This is a genomic window from Kribbella sp. NBC_01245, assembly GCF_036226525.1.
GTDB lineage: Bacteria > Actinomycetota > Actinomycetes > Propionibacteriales > Kribbellaceae > Kribbella.
Genome location: NZ_CP108487.1, coordinates 7154159 through 7168901, shown reverse-complemented (window position 1 = coordinate 7168901; position 14743 = coordinate 7154159). Strand labels below are relative to the sequence as shown.

Here is a 14743-nt window from a genome sequence, read left to right as displayed (position 1 = left end):
CGCGCGTCGCGCGATGCGTGGCGCGCGGCGTGGCGCGGTACGTGGCGGGTGGCGGGCGGTCAGTCGGCTCGGCGCGGCTTCAGCTGATTGCTGACGTCAACCACGCCCGGTGTGTCCCAGGCATCGTCGCCGGCGGCTCGTTTGGCCAGCCAGGACGACACCTCGCCACCGAGGATGACCACGGCCTGCTTGACGTCCACCCGGATGTCCTCGTCCTTCGTGCACGGGTTCTCCTTGAGCCGGTCCACCACGACCGACTTGATCTCGCGATCTGTGGGATGACCTGGCGGCACCGGCCCCTCCCACCAGTTGTAGTAGTACCGATCGGTCGGGTAGGTCCAGGGGTCCGTCATGACCTGCCTCCTCCACCGCGAACACCACACCGCCGAGGCACTGACCGGCCGGGCCCAACTGACGTGAACCTTCGCCGCCGGAAACCTGGGTACGTGTGGCCGGACATCCGGTACCCGCGACCGCAAACTCCACACCGCTTCCGCGTACGTCGCGTGGGAACGTCGCACACCTCGTGCGTCGCGTGGGGACGTCGCCCACCTCGCGTCGTGGCGGACGTCGTACGCCTCCTGCGTCGTGGGGGGACGTCGTGCGCCTGCTAGCGAAGATGAGTGAGGGCGTGGCGGGACACCAGCGCGATCCAGGCCCAGCCGACGATGACGCCTATGCGCTGGAACAAGCCGCCGAATGCGACCAGCTCGGCCGACTGTGCGAAGGCGAGATTCGCCAGCTCGATCGCTGCTACGAAGACGAGCGCACTCATAAGCGAGTACGTCGCGAGTGCGGGCGATCGCCGCTTCGCGAACCACACGGCGTAGACGAGCATCCCGATGGCCACGGCCAGGAAGCCGGGTATGGAGGAGCCGTCGTGCAGCATTCCGGTGGTGGTGTATTCGACGGTTCCGGGGGTGCCGGCCGGGTAGCCGCTGACCGGGTCGGTGCGGAACACGCCGGCCCCGATCAGGCCGATCCCCCAGACCCCGATCAGTACCGCCCCTGCGCGGGATGCCTGCGGCTTGCTACGCCAGAGGCCGATGGCGCACGCGATGGTCAGCGCTGCCGCGACAAGGAAGTTCATCGCTGTCGCCGTGCTCTCCCGCCGCCTCTACTTCTCACCCTCCGCCGGCTCTACTTCTCGGCGGCGATGGCTTGTGCGAGGAGGTGCTCGCGGTCGATGTCGGCCAATGCAAGGGCTCGAGCAACCCGGCCTCGGTCGGTCGCGAGCAAGCCGGCGAGCATGTGGCTGGGGCCGATTCGTCGTACGGTTCCGCCGGTTTGTTCCCGAATCGACCGCTCCAACGCCAGCCGCGCTGTCGCTCCGATCCCAGGCTTCCGCTTGGGGTCTGGCGATGAGATTGGTAGTGCCGAGACATCGACGTTCACCCCGGCGGCCGCCAGGCTCTCCTGCCATTCCCGTTGGAGTGCGAGCCGGATAGCCTCCCGATCCAGGCCTGCCTCGACCAATACGCGTTGCGCCGAGGTGCCGTCCCGGGTGGCCAGTGCGAGCAGCAGGTGCTCGGCCTCGATGGTCGCCGATCCGTCGATTCGCGCTTCTTCCCGCGCGTGATCGACCAGGATCTTCCGGACGTCCGACTCAGTGCTCATGACCGCCTCCCCTGTACGACTCCAGCCGCGATCAACCTGCGCGCGTGCTTCTTGTGCACCGCCTGCCGGCTGACCCCCAGCACTTCGGCAACCTCCGACCAACTCCAGCCGGCCGCCATCGCCCGCTCGACCTCGCCGTCTTCCAGCCGATCCGCCAGCCGCCGCAAGGCGACCACCGCCGCCAAACCCTCGCCGGGGTCTTTCAGCTCAACATCCATGTAGCAACCTTGGTTGACAGCCACGCCCTTTGTCAACCAAGGTTGCTACATGCTGGTGCGGATTGAAGTTGTCAGACTCGGTCGCGTGCCTCGACCACGCCGGCGGTCTGGGCGCAGTGGGCGCAGCAGAAGACCGTGCTGCTGTACTGGACGCCGTGGCCGAGCACGCTGCAGCCACAATGCGCACAGGTCGGGGCGATCCGGTGAGCCGCGCACTCGATGCTGTCGAAGACGTGCTGCCGCTGGTCGGCGGTGATCACGGTGAATGCGGCGTCGTAGTCGTTGCCACACACCTCGCAAGTGCCCATCGTTCTCTCCCTACTGGACCCGGTCAGCGCCGAACCCGTGCCGGGCCCGGTCAGCGGCGGAAGCCGGGGGGCATGTAGCCGGGTGCCCAGAACGGCGGGAACTCGTAGTAGCCGTAGAGGTCTTCGTAGTACCGGCGTTCCGGCACCACTTCAGGGTCGTAAAGCGGCGCGTCGGCGACGTGGGTCCGTTCGGTGGAGATGTGGACGACGTCCTCCTCGAGCCGGGTGATGGCATCGACCGGGATGAGCTGCTTCTTCTCACCGAGGCCGAGGAAACCGCCGGAACCGACCTCGAGGAACCGTGCCCGTCGTTCCTTCTCGTCGATGAGCAGACCGTCGACATTGCCGACCTCGTCGCCATGGCGATCAACGACCTTTCGACCACGCAAGTCGTCGGCCGGTTCGGCCAAGGTCAGCGCGGTGTCATCCAAGCGAATCAGCGTGCCAGGAGCGTTATCCATCTCAGGGCCTCCCTTCAAGAAAGGGTGTATTGGCCCAGTGCCCGGCGAACCTGACAGCAAACGGCGCACCCATCCAACACGAACCGCTTTCCCTGCCTGGCGGATCGCCAGCACCACACGACCGACGCCTGAAACCTTTCAGGCAGGCGGGAACGGAACTCGTGTGGTCCTGGGCGTCCGCTGCGGACGTCTACGACCACCCGAGGCCCGGAAAAGGCGGGCAGTCAGCCGGGCTCGCCGTGGAGTTTTCGGCGGGTGATGATGACGAGGTCCACGGCGGCGATGACGGCGAACACCGCTGCGAGGATGACGAGGGTTCGTGGTAGGCCGAGGAGGGCGAACAGCACGGCCGCACCGCCGCAGACAACTAGTCCGAAAGCGGCCAAAATCAGTCGGAGCGTGAGCGCGCTGAGGGCCGGAGGCGCACCGGTCACTTCCGCCGCCAGATCCCGATGATGGTCGTGATCATGAGAACGGCCCTGTTCGTTCATCGCGCCTCCCACCGACTTGAAGGTGGCTGAGTGCCGTCGACCGGTGACGCCATGCGAGCGGGCGAACCGGCCGACCGCGCTGATCCGGTACCCGTGCCCGCACACCCCATGCGGCGGGCGGCGCCCACTACGACCGCCTGCTTCGGGGTGGCGTGGGCGGTCGCGGCCAAGGGGTGAGTAGATTTTGAGCTGTGAAGGCCTATCTGGAACTGCTCGACCATGTGCTGGCACACGGGGCCAAGAAGGGGGACCGGACTGGCACCGGGACGCTGAGCGTTTTCGGCCACCAGACGCGGTATGACCTCTCCAAGGGTTTTCCGATCCTGACCACCAAGAAGGTCCACCTCAAGTCGGTGGTGGGCGAGCTGCTCTGGTTCCTCAGCGGCTCCACCAACGTCAAGTGGCTCCAGGACAACGGCATCAAGATCTGGGACGAATGGGCCGACGCCGACGGTGAACTCGGCCCGGTCTACGGCTACCAGTGGCGCTCTTGGCCCACGCCCGACGGTCGCCACGTCGACCAGATCAAGGCCGTCATCGAGTCCATCAAGAAGAACCCGGACTCCCGCCGCCACCTCGTCAGCGCATGGAACGTCGCCGAGATCGAGAACATGGCGCTACCCCCTTGCCACACGATGTTCCAGTTCTACGTGGCCGACGGGCGGCTGTCGTGCCAGCTCTACCAGCGGTCGGCCGACATCTTCCTGGGCGTGCCGTTCAACATCGCGTCGTACGCCCTGCTCACGCACATGGTCGCGCAGCAGACCGGGCTCGAGGTGGGCGATTTCGTGCACACCCTCGGCGACGCGCACCTCTACCTGAACCACCTCGAGCAGGCCGAGCTCCAGCTCACCCGCGAACCGCGCCCGCTGCCGCAACTCCAGCTCGCCAAGCGCGACTCGATCGACGACTACCAACTCGGCGATATCGAGTTGATCGGCTACGACCCGCACCCCGGTATCAAGGCGCCCATCGCGGTATGACGATCATCCTGATCGCGGCCGTCGGCAGCAATGGCGTCATCGGCCGGGACAACGACCTGCCGTTCCGCATCCGCGAAGACCTGCAGCGTTTCAAGCGGCTCACGCTCGGCCACACGCTGGTGATGGGCCGCAAAACGTACGACTCGATCGGCCGCCCGCTGCCGGGTCGCCGTACCGTCGTGGTCACTCGCCAATCCGACTGGTCCACACCTGGTGTCGAGGTGGCGCACTCCCTGGACGACGCGCTGAAGCTTGCCGATGGCAACGACCTGTACGTCGCCGGGGGTGGCGAGATCTACCTCCAGGCGTTGCCGCACGCGGACCGGCTGGAGCTGACCGAGGTGGACCAGGCGCCGGAGGGTGACGTCACGTTCCCGGTGTTCGACCGGACCGCCTGGACGGAGACCGCCCGCGAGGCCCACGACGGGTACGCCTTCGTCACGCTGGACCGCACGGCCCCGCGGTAAACGGCCAAGCCGCATCGTTGCTGGATTGTGCCGTCCGTTGATCCTGGGAACCGCGTAGATTGTGTGCGCGTCACTGCGTACGTAAGCGACAGGGGAAGCGAGCGACCGCTCGCGGGGGCCATCGAGGGGAACTACGATGACGGATGCACCGAACGCGGGACAGGGGCAGGCAGCACCGAGCCCACTGCAGCCGCCCACTGCAGCGCCTGCGCTGACACTCACCGCACCCGAGCCGCCGCAGCCGGTAGCCGCTACGGCCGCGCCGAGCCTCGCGCCCGCGGTCGATCCGGCCGCGCTGCCCGGGCTGGACGCGAAGGTCGACGGCTTCCTCGGCTCGCTGATGACGACCGCACCGCGCTCGCCGGAGTTCGCCGCGAAGGCCACCGATGTGCGCAGCATGGGTGACGTCGACATCCGGCACGCGGCCGAGAGCTCGAACCGGCTGCTGCAGTCCCCCGTCAAGGCGCTGCAGAGCGGCGGCCTGTCCGAGGGCTCGACGGTCGGCAGGACCCTGCTGGACCTGCGCCGTACGGTCGAGGACCTCGACCCGAAGGACGCGACCGGGGTCAAGAAGCTGCTCGGCATGATCCCGTTCGGCGACAAGATCGAGGACTACTTCCGCAAGTACCAGTCGGCGCAGAGCCATCTCGACGGCATCCTGCACGCGCTGCGGGACGGCCAGGACGAGCTCGGCAAGGACAACGCCGCGCTGAACCTGGAGAAGCAGCAGCTCTGGGACGCGATGACCCGCCTCAACCAGTACGTGTACGTGGCGGAGCGGCTCGACGCCAAGCTCTCGGCCGGTATCGCGAACCTCGAGGCCACCGACCCTGAGCGCGCCCGGGCGCTGCGCGACGACGTGCTGTTCTACGTCCGGCAGAAGCACCAGGACCTGCTCACCCAGCTGGCCGTGTCGATCCAGAACTACCTGGCCATCGACATCGTGATCAAGAACAACATCGAGCTGATCAAGGGCGTCGACCGGGCCTCCACCACGACGGTGTCGGCGCTGCGTACGGCGGTCATCGTGGCGCAGGCCCTCGGCAACCAGAAGCTGGTGCTGGACCAGATCAGCGCGCTGAACACCACTACCAGCGGCATGATCGAGCGCACCTCGCAGATGCTGCGGGACAACTCGGTCGCAATTCAGCAGCAGGCCGCCTCGGCGACGATCGGCCTGCCGCAGCTGCAGGCGGCGTTCCAGAACATCTACGCCACCATGGACGCGATCGACACGTTCAAGGTCCAGGCGCTGGACAGCATGGCCGCCACCATCGGCACGCTGGAGACCGAGGTGACCAAGTCCCGCAGCTACCTGGACCGGGTCGCCAACCAGGACCAGCGGGTCGTGCAGGGTTCGCTCGACCTCGAGATCGGCCGCTGACACCCGCCGCTGACGCCGGCCACGGAACCGTCGGCCGGCAGACCAGGGACGAGGAAGAGCAACCAGTAAGGACGGATGGCGTTGGGCGGGTTCTTCGCGCGGATCACCGGCAGGCGTCGCGAGCCTGAGCCGACCCCGGTACCGCGGGCGCCCACCACCGACGACCTGCTGGCGGCCCTCGTCCGGGTCGAGGAGCTGGTCGCGGACGGCGCTGTGCCCGCCGTGGTCGCCCACCGCGTCGGCCGGGTGGTGCGGATCGTGCGGGAGACCATTCCGCGGCTGGCGAATCTCGGCACCGGCAGTCCGCAGGCGTACTCGGTGATGGCCACGGCGACGGACTATCTGCCCGAGGCGATCAGCGGATACCTGCGGCTGCCGAGGCAGTGGGCGGACAGCCGGCCGGTCGATCGCGGCAAGACCTCGCTGATGATCCTGATCGACCAGTTGGACCTGCTCGGCGCCACGATGGACAAGGTCGCCGACGCGGTCAACCGGGCGGATGCCGCGGCCCTGGTCGCGCACGGCAGATTCCTCGCCGAGAAGTTCGGTCACGCGTCCACCGGCGGCGGCCTCGCCCTCGACCAGAACATCCGAACCACCCCCGCACCCGATCTTGGCAACCAGCCCGGCCAGGGGCCACTGACACCACCACCCGGAAGAGGAGGGCCATGACCGGAAAAGAGCTGAAGGATGCCCTCGACGCCCTGCTGGCCGTCGCAACCCGGGCAGGCGTCCCGGCCGACCATGCCCGCGCCGAAGGGCTCTCCCTCGCGGCAGCCCTTGCGGAGTCGGCACCACGCGCTTCTGCCGACTGGGCTGCGGTCACGCCGGGTGCGACTGTCCAGGACTTCTTCGACGCGGCCGTCCGTGGCCGGCGTTGGCGCGGCTCCCCCACCGCCGTACTGACCGAACTGGTCACGCAGAACTCGCCCGAGAAGGTCGCGTACGCCGAAGCCCTCGCAGAGCTGGCCTCCGCCGCCTGCACGCTCGGCGAACCGACCATGCGCGTCGTCGGCAACGCCTCGGTCGCCGCAGCCGCGCAGCTCCAGGCAGCAGGCGCCAGAGTTCTCAGTACGTCGAACCCGGCCGCCTCGGCTCTAGGCCCAAGCAGTACGTCGTCCCCGGGCCCCTCGGCGCAAACGGAATCACAGGCCGTACCGGCAGAGGCCGTCGCGGCAGAGGTGGAGCCGGAGCGGACGGTAGAGGAGCTACTGGCCGAGCTGGACGCCTTGACCGGACTAGAGCGGGTCAAACGCGAGGTACACCGGCAAGTCGCCGTACTGCGGGTAGAGAAGCTCAGGACCGAAGCAGGCCTCAAGAGTCCGACCATCACCCGACACCTGGTATTCGTCGGCAACCCCGGTACCGGCAAGACCACGGTCGCACGACTCGTCAGTGGCATCTACAAGGCACTAGGCCTGCTCTCAAAGGGCCAACTGATCGAGGTGGACCGGTCCGAACTAGTGGCCGGCTATCTCGGGCAGACCGCCGTCAAGACCGCTGAAGTGGTGGCGTCGGCTGCAGGCGGTGTGCTCTTCATCGACGAGGCCTACAGCCTCACGGCGGGTGCGGGCGGCGCCGACCAATACGGGCGGGAGGCGGTCGACACTCTGGTCAAGGAGATGGAGGACCGCCGGGACGACCTGGTCGTGATCGTCGCGGGTTATCCCGAGCCGATGGCCGACTTCATCGCAGCGAATCCCGGGCTGGCGAGCCGGTTCCGGACCACGATCGAGTTCGACGACTACACCGATGGCGAGCTGATCGAGATCCTGGTCGGACTGGCCCGAGGTGCCGACTACGAGCTGGTGCCGGCCGCAGTGGACGCGTTCATGGCGATGTTGCAGCACACCCCGCGGGGGCCGTCGTTCGGCAACGGCCGGTTCGCGCGCAACACGCTCGAAGCGGCGATCGGACGGCACGCCTGGCGACTCCGCGACGTTACTGAACCAACGACCGACCAGCTGCGTCAGATCGAGGCCGCGGACCTCTCCGACGAGACCCCCGCACCCGAACCACCCGAGGCCGAAGCACTCGAAGCCGAGGACGAAGCGGCTGATGTACCCGAAGCAGACACGGCAGCACCTGAGGCACCTGAGGGACCCGACAAGGGAGAGACGGCATGAGCCAGATGCAGACGGCGGCACCACCCGCGGTCGCGCCACCCGCCCAGTCGCCGTACCCGGCCCAGGGCCAACCGCAGCAGCAAGGCAACGGCTGGCAGCCGGCCCCGTTCAAGCCTGCGCGGGAGAACCCGGTCGCCGTCTGGTTCGAGGGCACGCCCGGCCGGATCCGCACCTGGCTGCTGATCCTGGTCACGGTCAGCATCGCGTTCGGCTTGAGCGCGGCCCAGGGATTCCGTGAGGCCGACGGCTCGCTCAACCGCGCCGAGGCGAACACGGCTCAGCTCGTCCGGATCCAGGCCATCCACACGAACCTGGTCAGCGCCAACGCGGACGCCACCAACGCGTTCCTGCGTGGCGGACTCGAACCGCCCGCACAGCGGCAGCACTTCACCGACTCGATGGCGGCCGCGTCGAAGCTCATCACCGAGGCCGCGAAGGCACAACCCGCGGACGCGGAGGCCCTCGGCGTACTGAACACGACCGTGCTGACGTACCAGGGCTTGATCGAGCAGGCCCGCGCGAACAACCGCCAGGCCCTGCCGGTCGGCGCGCAGTACCTGAAAGACGCGAACGCCGCCCTGCAGACCGACGCCCTCCCGGTCCTGACGGCACTCGTCAGCGCGAACGAGAAGCGCCTCGAGACCGAGCTCAACGGCACCGGCCGCGGCACCGCCTGGGTCGTCGCGGGCGGGCTGCTCACGCTGGTCGTGATCGGGTTCGCCCTGTTCTGGCTGGCTCGCCGGAGTCATCGCTACGCGAACATCCCGCTGGTGGCCGCCTGGCTCGTCGTCGCGCTGACCACGATCGTCGGTGGCTCGGTGCTGATCGGCTCGTCGAATGCGGCCGATGAGGTGCGCGATACGACGTACGCCGGCACGATCGCGCTGTCCCGCGCCCGGGTCGCCGCCTTCGACGCCAAGTCGAACGAGAGCCTGACGTTGATCGCCCGCGGTTCGGGCGCCGCGTTCGAGAAGGCGTGGCTGACCGCGTCGAACACGACCCGCGAGCAATCCGGCGTGGCCGGGACCAAGGTACGCGGCGCGTCGGCCCTGACGGTCAGCTGGAACAGCTACGTCGCGGTGCATCAAGAGATCCGCAAGCTGGACGATTCGGGCAGCTGGGACCGCGCGGTCACGCTCGCGCTGAACTCGCCGCAGGCGTTCAACAGTTTCGACAAGGCGTCCGGCGCGGCCCTGGAGACCACCAGCAACGCTGCCCGCACGGACCTGCTCAGCGCGGGTAACTCGCTGCCGGTGTGGGCGTGGCTAGGCCTGCCGATCGGCCTGCTGGTCGCACTGCTCGCCTGGTGGGGCCTGTCGCAGCGACTGGAGGAGTACCGATGAACCGCAAGCACCTGGTCGCCGCAGTGGCAGTGGTTTTCCTCGCAAGCGCCTGCAGCAGCGGGAACTACGCCAACACCGCCGTGCCGCAGAAGACCACGCCCGCACCGCCCCCGTCCGCGCAGGCGTCGGCACAACCGAAGTGCAGCAACCCGGTCGCGTCGTACCAGCCGACCGAGCCGCTGCCCGCGGCAAACGCCATGCCGTCCGACTCCTCGATGAAGTTCATCCAGAACCGCGGCCGCCTGATCGTCGGCGTCTCGGCCGACACGTTGTTGCTCGGGGCAAGGAATCCGATCAACGGCCAGATCGAGGGCTTCGACATCGACATGGCCCGGGCCGTCGCCGAGGCCATCTTCGGCGACCCGAATAGGCTCGAACTGCGGGTCATCTCCAGCGCCCAGCGCATCCCGAGCCTGCAGAACAGCAGTGTGGACATCGTCGCGCGCAACATGACGATCAACTGCGACCGCTGGAGCCAGATCGCCTTCTCCACCGAGTACTACCACGCCGGCCAGAAGGTGCTCGTCCCACTCGAGACCGAGGCCACCGGCCTGGAAAGCCTTGCTGGTAAGAAGGTCTGCGCCCCGGCGGCATCGACCAGCCTCGAGAAGATCAAGGATTTCCCCAAGGTCATCGCGGTACCGGCCGACACGCACACCGGTTGCCTGGTGTTGTTCCAGCAGGGCAAGGTCGACGCGATCACCGGTGACGACACCGTGCTCGCCGGCCTGGCCGCGCAAGACCCGTATGCGAAGGTCATCAAGGCCGCCGCGTTCACCGCCGAGCCGTACGGTCTGGGCATCTCCAAGAGCCGTCCCGACCTGGTCCGGTTCGTGAACGGCGTACTCGAGCAGATGCGCACCGACGGTCGTTGGAAGGCGGCGTACGACCGCTGGCTGCGCGACGCCCTCGGCCCGGCACCCGCGCCGCCGAAGGCTGTCTACGGCAGGACCCCATGACGGCGATCGCTCCCCAGCCGCCGGGCAAGATGGGTTCGACCGTGCCGGCCAAGGAGATGCTCGACTACCTGGACGCCCTCGGCCGCTGGCGGGACACCCGTCGCGCCGAGCTGGACGAGTTGGACGAGGCCGCCCTTCACTCCCCCGAGGCGGATGCGCTGAGTCCGGACGTGATGCTCTCGATGGCCGTCTGGAAGTCGGTCTCCGACCGGTACGAGTTGCTGCTGGTCACGTGGGACTCGGGCCGCGTCGGTCAGGCCGAGGCGCAGCGCCTGACCACCTTGATCTGGGGCGGTCTCGATACTCCCGGTACGAACGGCTCGCTCGCGGTTTCGTTGCCCGAGGCATGCACTTTGTCGGATGCGCTGGCCGGTTCCCTGAGGGCGAGGCTCGCGCTCGACCCGGGTGATGCCGATCTGGCCGCGCGGCTGCGGGGGTTGCGCGTGCAGGTCGAGCGGATCCGGGACCTGGTCGGCCGCGAACCGGCGAACCTCCGGGACACGGCCGCGAAGACCCTGGACGAGCTGGACCGCCGAGTCACGGACGCGACCGAGCGCGCCAAGCGAGGTGCCGATGTCGGCGGGCTCACCGGCCCGCTCGAGATGGACGCCGCCCGCGCCGAGCGAGACCTGATAGTAGGCGGCGCCACTCGGCGGGAGCGGGCCGAGGACGTCGCGAAAGCGCGTGCCTTACGCAACGACCTCGAGGCCCAGGGCATCGCCGTACGGGCTGTCGCGGATCGTTGCGTGGCGTCGGTATCGCCCGCGCCACGCCTCGCCGTACCGGATGTCACCGCGCTCGGGCCCGTGCCGAACACGCCCGACGCCCTCGCGACGTACCTCGGCCGCCTGGACGCCGTACGACGTGCGCTCGGGCAGGCGCAGACGGCGTACGGCTCGGCGCTGGAACGGCGTGACGAGCTGGCCGGACGGCTGGACGCCTACCGCATCAAGGCCGGTACGGCGAACGAGGACCTGGAAGAGCTCTACCGGCGAGGGCGTGCGGCCCTTGCCGCCGAACCGGTCGACCTGATCCGGCTCGGCGCCCTGATCGCGGCCTACCAGGCCTATCTGGACACCAGCATTACCGCCGCCTCGGGCCACTCCGGCCGGAGTAGTGCCACAGGAGGGACCCCATGACGACCAACGCCTGCACCCAGCCGGGTTGTACCGGCACGATCCTCGACGGCTACTGCGACGTCTGCGGCTCACCAGCCTCTGCAGCTGCTCCTGAAGAGGCACCCATCAGCTCACCCTCAACGGTGTCCCGCGCGTCCAACCGACTGGCGTCCACCGCGCTCGGTTCGGCCCGCGCGGCCCAATCCGGCTCCAAGCTGACGCGCAAGCTCGGCACGAGTTCGACCCGCTTGCGCGGCGCGCGGCTCGGTGCCGGTCTGACGACGATCCCGACGATCGCGCCGATCGACGCTTCGCACGCCATTCTCGAGAACCCGATGGTCCCGGAGGACCGCCGGAACTGCCCGACCTGTGGCGGACCGGTCGGACGCGGGCGCGGCGATCAGCCGGGCCGGACCGAGGGCTTCTGCCCGAAGTGCCGCAGCCCGTTCTCGTTCTCCCCGAAGCTGCAGGCGGGTGACCTGGTCGGCGGGCAGTACGAGGTGGCCGGCTGCCTCGCGCACGGCGGTTTCGGCTGGATCTACATGGCCCGGGACAAGAACGTCGCCGACCGCTGGGTGGTGCTCAAGGGCCTGCTGAACTCGGACGACCCGGACGCCACCGCGGCCGCCATCGCCGAGCGGCAGTTCCTGGCTCGTGTCGAGCATCCGCTGATCGTCGAGATCTTCAACTTCGTCATGCACGAAGGCGCCGGCTACATCGTGATGGAATACGTCGGCGGTACGTCGCTGAAAACCCTGCTCAAGCAGCGGATGGCGGCGAACAACGGCGTGTACGACGCGCTGCCGGTCGACCAGGCGATCGCGTACATGGTCGAGATCATGCCCGCCTTCTCGTACCTGCACGACCTCGGCCTGGTCTACTGCGACTTCAAGCCGGACAACATCATCCAGGTCGGCGACGCGGTCAAACTGATCGACCTCGGCGGCGTGCGGCACATCGACGACATGGACTCGGCCATCTTCGGCACGGTCGGCTACCAGGCGCCGGAAGTACCCGAGGTCGGTACGTCGATCGCGTCCGACATCTACACGCTCGGCCGGACTCTGACCGTGCTGGCGATGGAGTTCCGCGGCTACCAGTCGACGTACCTCTCGTCCTTGCCGCCCGTCTCGGAGATCGCGCTGTTCCAGCAGTTCGACTCGTTCTACCGGCTGCTGCTGAAGGCTTGTGCGCCCGATCCGGCGGACCGGTTCATCTCGGCGGACGAGTTCCGCGTGCAGCTCCTCGGCGTACTGCGTGAAGTCGTCGCGGCCAAGTCGGGTATCGGCGCGGCGGCCCACTCCACGTCGTCGTTGCTGTTCGGTTCGCCGCCCGCGCCGGACGACACGTCGCCGGTGTGGCAGCGGCTGCCCGAGTTGATCCCGGATCACTCCGACAAGATGGCGAGCTGGCTGACCACGGTGAGCGTGCCGGATCCGGCGGCCCGGCTTGAGGCGTTGAAGACCGCGCCGGAGATGACGGCCGAGGTCAACCTGAACATCGCCGCCGCGGCACTGGAATGCGGTCAGCTAACGACCGTCGACCAGGCCGTTTCGAAGATGCTCGAGGAAGACCCGTGGGAGTGGCGCGCGGTCTGGATGTCCGGGCTGGTCGCGCTGGCCCGCGAGGACGCGGCCGCCGCGCGCTCGGCGTTCAACGCGGTGTACGGCCAGGTGCCGGGTGAGCTCGCGCCGAAGCTGGCGCTCGCGTTGTCCTGCGAGATGAGTGGCGAGCATGAGGTCGCCGAAGGCCTCTACCTGACCTGCGCTCGTACGGACGCGAACTACATCGCGCCGTCGGCCTTCGGGCTCGCCGCGATCCGGGCGCAGCACGACCTGGACGGCGCGATCGCCGCGCTCGACCTGGTGCCGCCGACCAACGGCGCGTACATCCGGGCCCGGCGCCAACGAGCGGGCCTGCTGGCCGCATCCGGTCGCGGCCTCCCCGCGCTGGCGGCGGCGATGGACAGTATCGGCCGGCTGACGATCGACCCGGTCGACCGCGCGAACCTCGCCGCGAGCGTGTTCCGTACGGCGCTCGACGAGGTGCTGACCAACGGCGAGCGGCCCGACGTACAGATCGCGGACCGGATCGCGACCGAGGCGGAGCTGCGGAACGGCCTTGAGCACGCATACCGTGAACTGGCCGTTCAAGCGCCGACACGACAAGACCGCGTCACACTGGTCGACCTGGCCAACGATGTTCGAGGATGGACACTGCGATGACTGCCACCACCGGACTGGTCTGCCCCACCTGCGGCGGCGGCGTCCACGAGGGCGACCTCTACTGCGAGGCCTGCGGCTCGGTTCTCACTTCCGCGTCCCCCGATGAAGCAACGGTCGAGATGGCGTCGAAGCCAGCGGTTGTCACAACCGCTTGCCGTAGTTGCGGTGGTGTCGTCGGCGAGGACGGCTACTGCCAGACCTGTGGGACGAAGGCGGCCAAGCCGCGCGACCACTTCGACGAGCAGCCGGCGCCGTGGGTCGGGATGACCTGCGACCGGGGGATCCGGCACCACCGCAACGAGGACGCCGCCGCGCTGGCCGCCGATCCCGAACCGGGCAGCCGGGCGATCCTGGTGGTCTGCGACGGGGTTTCCTCGTCTACCGACTCCGACGTGGCGAGCCTCGCCGCCGCGAAGGCCGCTCGCGATGTGCTCGCGGTCGGCCGGGCCCAGGGCATGGGCACGGACACGTCCCGGGTCGGCGCGATCGTGGCCCGGTTCAAGGCCGCCGCCGATGCCGCGCAGGAGGCCGTACTCGCGAATACCAGCCCGGAGAGCACAAACCCGGCTTCGTGCACGTTCGTCGCGGCCGTGCTCGAGGACGGGCTGATCGTGGCCGGCAACGTCGGCGACAGCCGCGCGTACTGGTTCCCCGACAACGGCGAGGCCGTCGGGTTGACCGTGGACGACTCGTGGGCGGCCGAGCTGATCGCCAAGGGCGTGCCGCGTCAGGAGGCTGAGACCGGTCCGCACGCGCACGCGATCACGCGCTGGCTCGGAACCGACGCACCCGACCACACGCCCACCACCACGAGCCTGACCACCGAGAGCGCCGGCTGGCTGCTGGTCTGCTCGGACGGTCTGTGGAACTACTGCTCCGAAGCTGTTCCGCTCGGCGAGCTGGTACGACGTACCGCGGCTGAGCACGCCGATGAGCCGCTGGCCATGTCGTCGGCTCTTGTCGACTGGGCGAACGCTCAGGGCGGCATGGACAACATCACCGTCGCACTTGCTCGCGTACCCGCTGCCGCTGGAAGGATCTGA

The 14743-nt window shown here is 68.5% G+C and carries 17 protein-coding genes; 10 read left to right on the top strand and 7 right to left on the bottom strand.

Annotation, left to right across the window (positions count from 1 at the left end):
• Positions 1-59: 59 nt before the first annotated feature.
• The 7 genes from OG394_RS32845 to OG394_RS32815 form a co-directional block, all read right to left on the bottom strand.
• Entirely contained in the window at positions 60-353 is a 294-nt protein-coding gene (locus tag OG394_RS32845; protein WP_328991055.1) for a BON domain-containing protein, read from the bottom strand.
• 257 nt (positions 354-610) lie between these two features.
• Entirely contained in the window at positions 611-1090 is a 480-nt protein-coding gene (locus tag OG394_RS32840; protein ID WP_328991054.1) for a DUF998 domain-containing protein, read from the bottom strand.
• Between the two features lie 50 nt (positions 1091-1140).
• Complete coding sequence (locus OG394_RS32835; protein WP_328991053.1) at positions 1141-1617, bottom strand: Clp protease N-terminal domain-containing protein; 477 nt, start codon at positions 1615-1617, stop codon at positions 1141-1143.
• Positions 1614-1835 carry a hypothetical protein gene (locus OG394_RS32830; RefSeq protein ID WP_328991052.1) on the bottom strand — a complete coding sequence of 74 codons (222 nt, stop codon included), beginning with the start codon at positions 1833-1835 and terminating at the stop codon, positions 1614-1616. The genes OG394_RS32835 and OG394_RS32830 overlap by 4 nt, the downstream gene beginning before the upstream one ends.
• A 71-nt stretch (positions 1836-1906) precedes the next feature.
• The gene (locus OG394_RS32825) at positions 1907-2143 is read right to left on the bottom strand and encodes a hypothetical protein (protein ID WP_328991051.1); all 237 of its coding nucleotides are present in this window, start codon (positions 2141-2143) and stop codon (positions 1907-1909) included.
• Between the two features lie 50 nt (positions 2144-2193).
• Positions 2194-2604, bottom strand: coding sequence for a PRC-barrel domain-containing protein (locus tag OG394_RS32820; protein ID WP_328991050.1), 411 nt, complete (start codon positions 2602-2604; stop codon positions 2194-2196).
• A gap of 224 nt (positions 2605-2828) precedes the next feature.
• Positions 2829-3107, bottom strand: a complete 279-nt coding sequence (locus OG394_RS32815) for a DUF6343 family protein (RefSeq protein WP_328991049.1) — start codon at positions 3105-3107, stop codon at positions 2829-2831.
• Between the two features lie 179 nt (positions 3108-3286).
• On the opposite strand from OG394_RS32815, the gene OG394_RS32810 reads away from it, so the two are divergent.
• From OG394_RS32810 to OG394_RS32765, 10 genes are all read left to right on the top strand, one after another.
• Positions 3287-4078 carry a thymidylate synthase gene (locus OG394_RS32810; protein ID WP_328991048.1) on the top strand — a complete coding sequence of 264 codons (792 nt, stop codon included), beginning with the start codon at positions 3287-3289 and terminating at the stop codon, positions 4076-4078.
• Positions 4075-4545, top strand: coding sequence for a dihydrofolate reductase (locus tag OG394_RS32805; RefSeq protein ID WP_328991047.1), 471 nt, complete (start codon positions 4075-4077; stop codon positions 4543-4545). Before OG394_RS32810 ends, OG394_RS32805 begins: the two co-directional genes overlap by 4 nt.
• A 136-nt stretch (positions 4546-4681) precedes the next feature.
• Positions 4682-5929 (top strand): toxic anion resistance protein, encoded by a 1248-nt coding sequence (locus tag OG394_RS32800; RefSeq protein ID WP_328991046.1) that lies wholly within the window; start codon positions 4682-4684, stop codon positions 5927-5929.
• A gap of 75 nt (positions 5930-6004) precedes the next feature.
• Complete coding sequence (locus tag OG394_RS32795; RefSeq protein ID WP_328991045.1) at positions 6005-6601, top strand: hypothetical protein; 597 nt, start codon at positions 6005-6007, stop codon at positions 6599-6601.
• On the top strand, positions 6598-8055 hold the full coding sequence (locus OG394_RS32790) for an AAA family ATPase (RefSeq protein ID WP_328991044.1): 1458 nt from the start codon (positions 6598-6600) through the stop codon (positions 8053-8055). The genes OG394_RS32795 and OG394_RS32790 overlap by 4 nt, the downstream gene beginning before the upstream one ends.
• Entirely contained in the window at positions 8052-9398 is a 1347-nt protein-coding gene (locus OG394_RS32785) for a hypothetical protein (RefSeq protein WP_328991043.1), read from the top strand. Before OG394_RS32790 ends, OG394_RS32785 begins: the two co-directional genes overlap by 4 nt.
• Positions 9395-10357 carry a glutamate ABC transporter substrate-binding protein gene (locus OG394_RS32780; protein ID WP_328991042.1) on the top strand — a complete coding sequence of 321 codons (963 nt, stop codon included), beginning with the start codon at positions 9395-9397 and terminating at the stop codon, positions 10355-10357. The genes OG394_RS32785 and OG394_RS32780 overlap by 4 nt, the downstream gene beginning before the upstream one ends.
• Positions 10354-11496, top strand: coding sequence for a hypothetical protein (locus OG394_RS32775; RefSeq protein ID WP_328991041.1), 1143 nt, complete (start codon positions 10354-10356; stop codon positions 11494-11496). The genes OG394_RS32780 and OG394_RS32775 overlap by 4 nt, the downstream gene beginning before the upstream one ends.
• On the top strand, positions 11493-13700 hold the full coding sequence (locus OG394_RS32770; protein ID WP_328991040.1) for a serine/threonine-protein kinase: 2208 nt from the start codon (positions 11493-11495) through the stop codon (positions 13698-13700). The genes OG394_RS32775 and OG394_RS32770 overlap by 4 nt, the downstream gene beginning before the upstream one ends.
• The gene (locus OG394_RS32765; protein WP_328991039.1) at positions 13697-14743 is read left to right on the top strand and encodes a PP2C family protein-serine/threonine phosphatase; all 1047 of its coding nucleotides are present in this window, start codon (positions 13697-13699) and stop codon (positions 14741-14743) included. Before OG394_RS32770 ends, OG394_RS32765 begins: the two co-directional genes overlap by 4 nt.

Excerpts from the sequence above, each read along its gene's own strand:
- OG394_RS32790 (WP_328991044.1), top strand. The coding sequence starts at position 6,598 with ATGACCGGAAAAGAGCTGAAGGATGCCCTCGACGCCCTGCTGGCCGTC.
- OG394_RS32780 (WP_328991042.1), top strand. The coding sequence starts at position 9,395 with ATGAACCGCAAGCACCTGGTCGCCGCAGTGGCAGTGGTTTTCCTCGCA.
- OG394_RS32845 (WP_328991055.1), bottom strand. The coding sequence starts at position 353 with ATGACGGACCCCTGGACCTACCCGACCGATCGGTACTACTACAACTGG.
- OG394_RS32840 (WP_328991054.1), bottom strand. The coding sequence starts at position 1,090 with ATGAACTTCCTTGTCGCGGCAGCGCTGACCATCGCGTGCGCCATCGGC.
- OG394_RS32820 (WP_328991050.1), bottom strand. The coding sequence starts at position 2,604 with ATGGATAACGCTCCTGGCACGCTGATTCGCTTGGATGACACCGCGCTG.
- OG394_RS32800 (WP_328991046.1), top strand. The coding sequence starts at position 4,682 with ATGACGGATGCACCGAACGCGGGACAGGGGCAGGCAGCACCGAGCCCA.
- OG394_RS32805 (WP_328991047.1), top strand. The coding sequence starts at position 4,075 with ATGACGATCATCCTGATCGCGGCCGTCGGCAGCAATGGCGTCATCGGC.
- OG394_RS32825 (WP_328991051.1), bottom strand. The coding sequence starts at position 2,143 with ATGGGCACTTGCGAGGTGTGTGGCAACGACTACGACGCCGCATTCACC.
- OG394_RS32775 (WP_328991041.1), top strand. The coding sequence starts at position 10,354 with ATGACGGCGATCGCTCCCCAGCCGCCGGGCAAGATGGGTTCGACCGTG.
- OG394_RS32830 (WP_328991052.1), bottom strand. The coding sequence starts at position 1,835 with ATGGATGTTGAGCTGAAAGACCCCGGCGAGGGTTTGGCGGCGGTGGTC.
- OG394_RS32770 (WP_328991040.1), top strand. The coding sequence starts at position 11,493 with ATGACGACCAACGCCTGCACCCAGCCGGGTTGTACCGGCACGATCCTC.
- OG394_RS32795 (WP_328991045.1), top strand. The coding sequence starts at position 6,005 with ATGGCGTTGGGCGGGTTCTTCGCGCGGATCACCGGCAGGCGTCGCGAG.
- OG394_RS32835 (WP_328991053.1), bottom strand. The coding sequence starts at position 1,617 with ATGAGCACTGAGTCGGACGTCCGGAAGATCCTGGTCGATCACGCGCGG.
- OG394_RS32785 (WP_328991043.1), top strand. The coding sequence starts at position 8,052 with ATGAGCCAGATGCAGACGGCGGCACCACCCGCGGTCGCGCCACCCGCC.
- OG394_RS32765 (WP_328991039.1), top strand. The coding sequence starts at position 13,697 with ATGACTGCCACCACCGGACTGGTCTGCCCCACCTGCGGCGGCGGCGTC.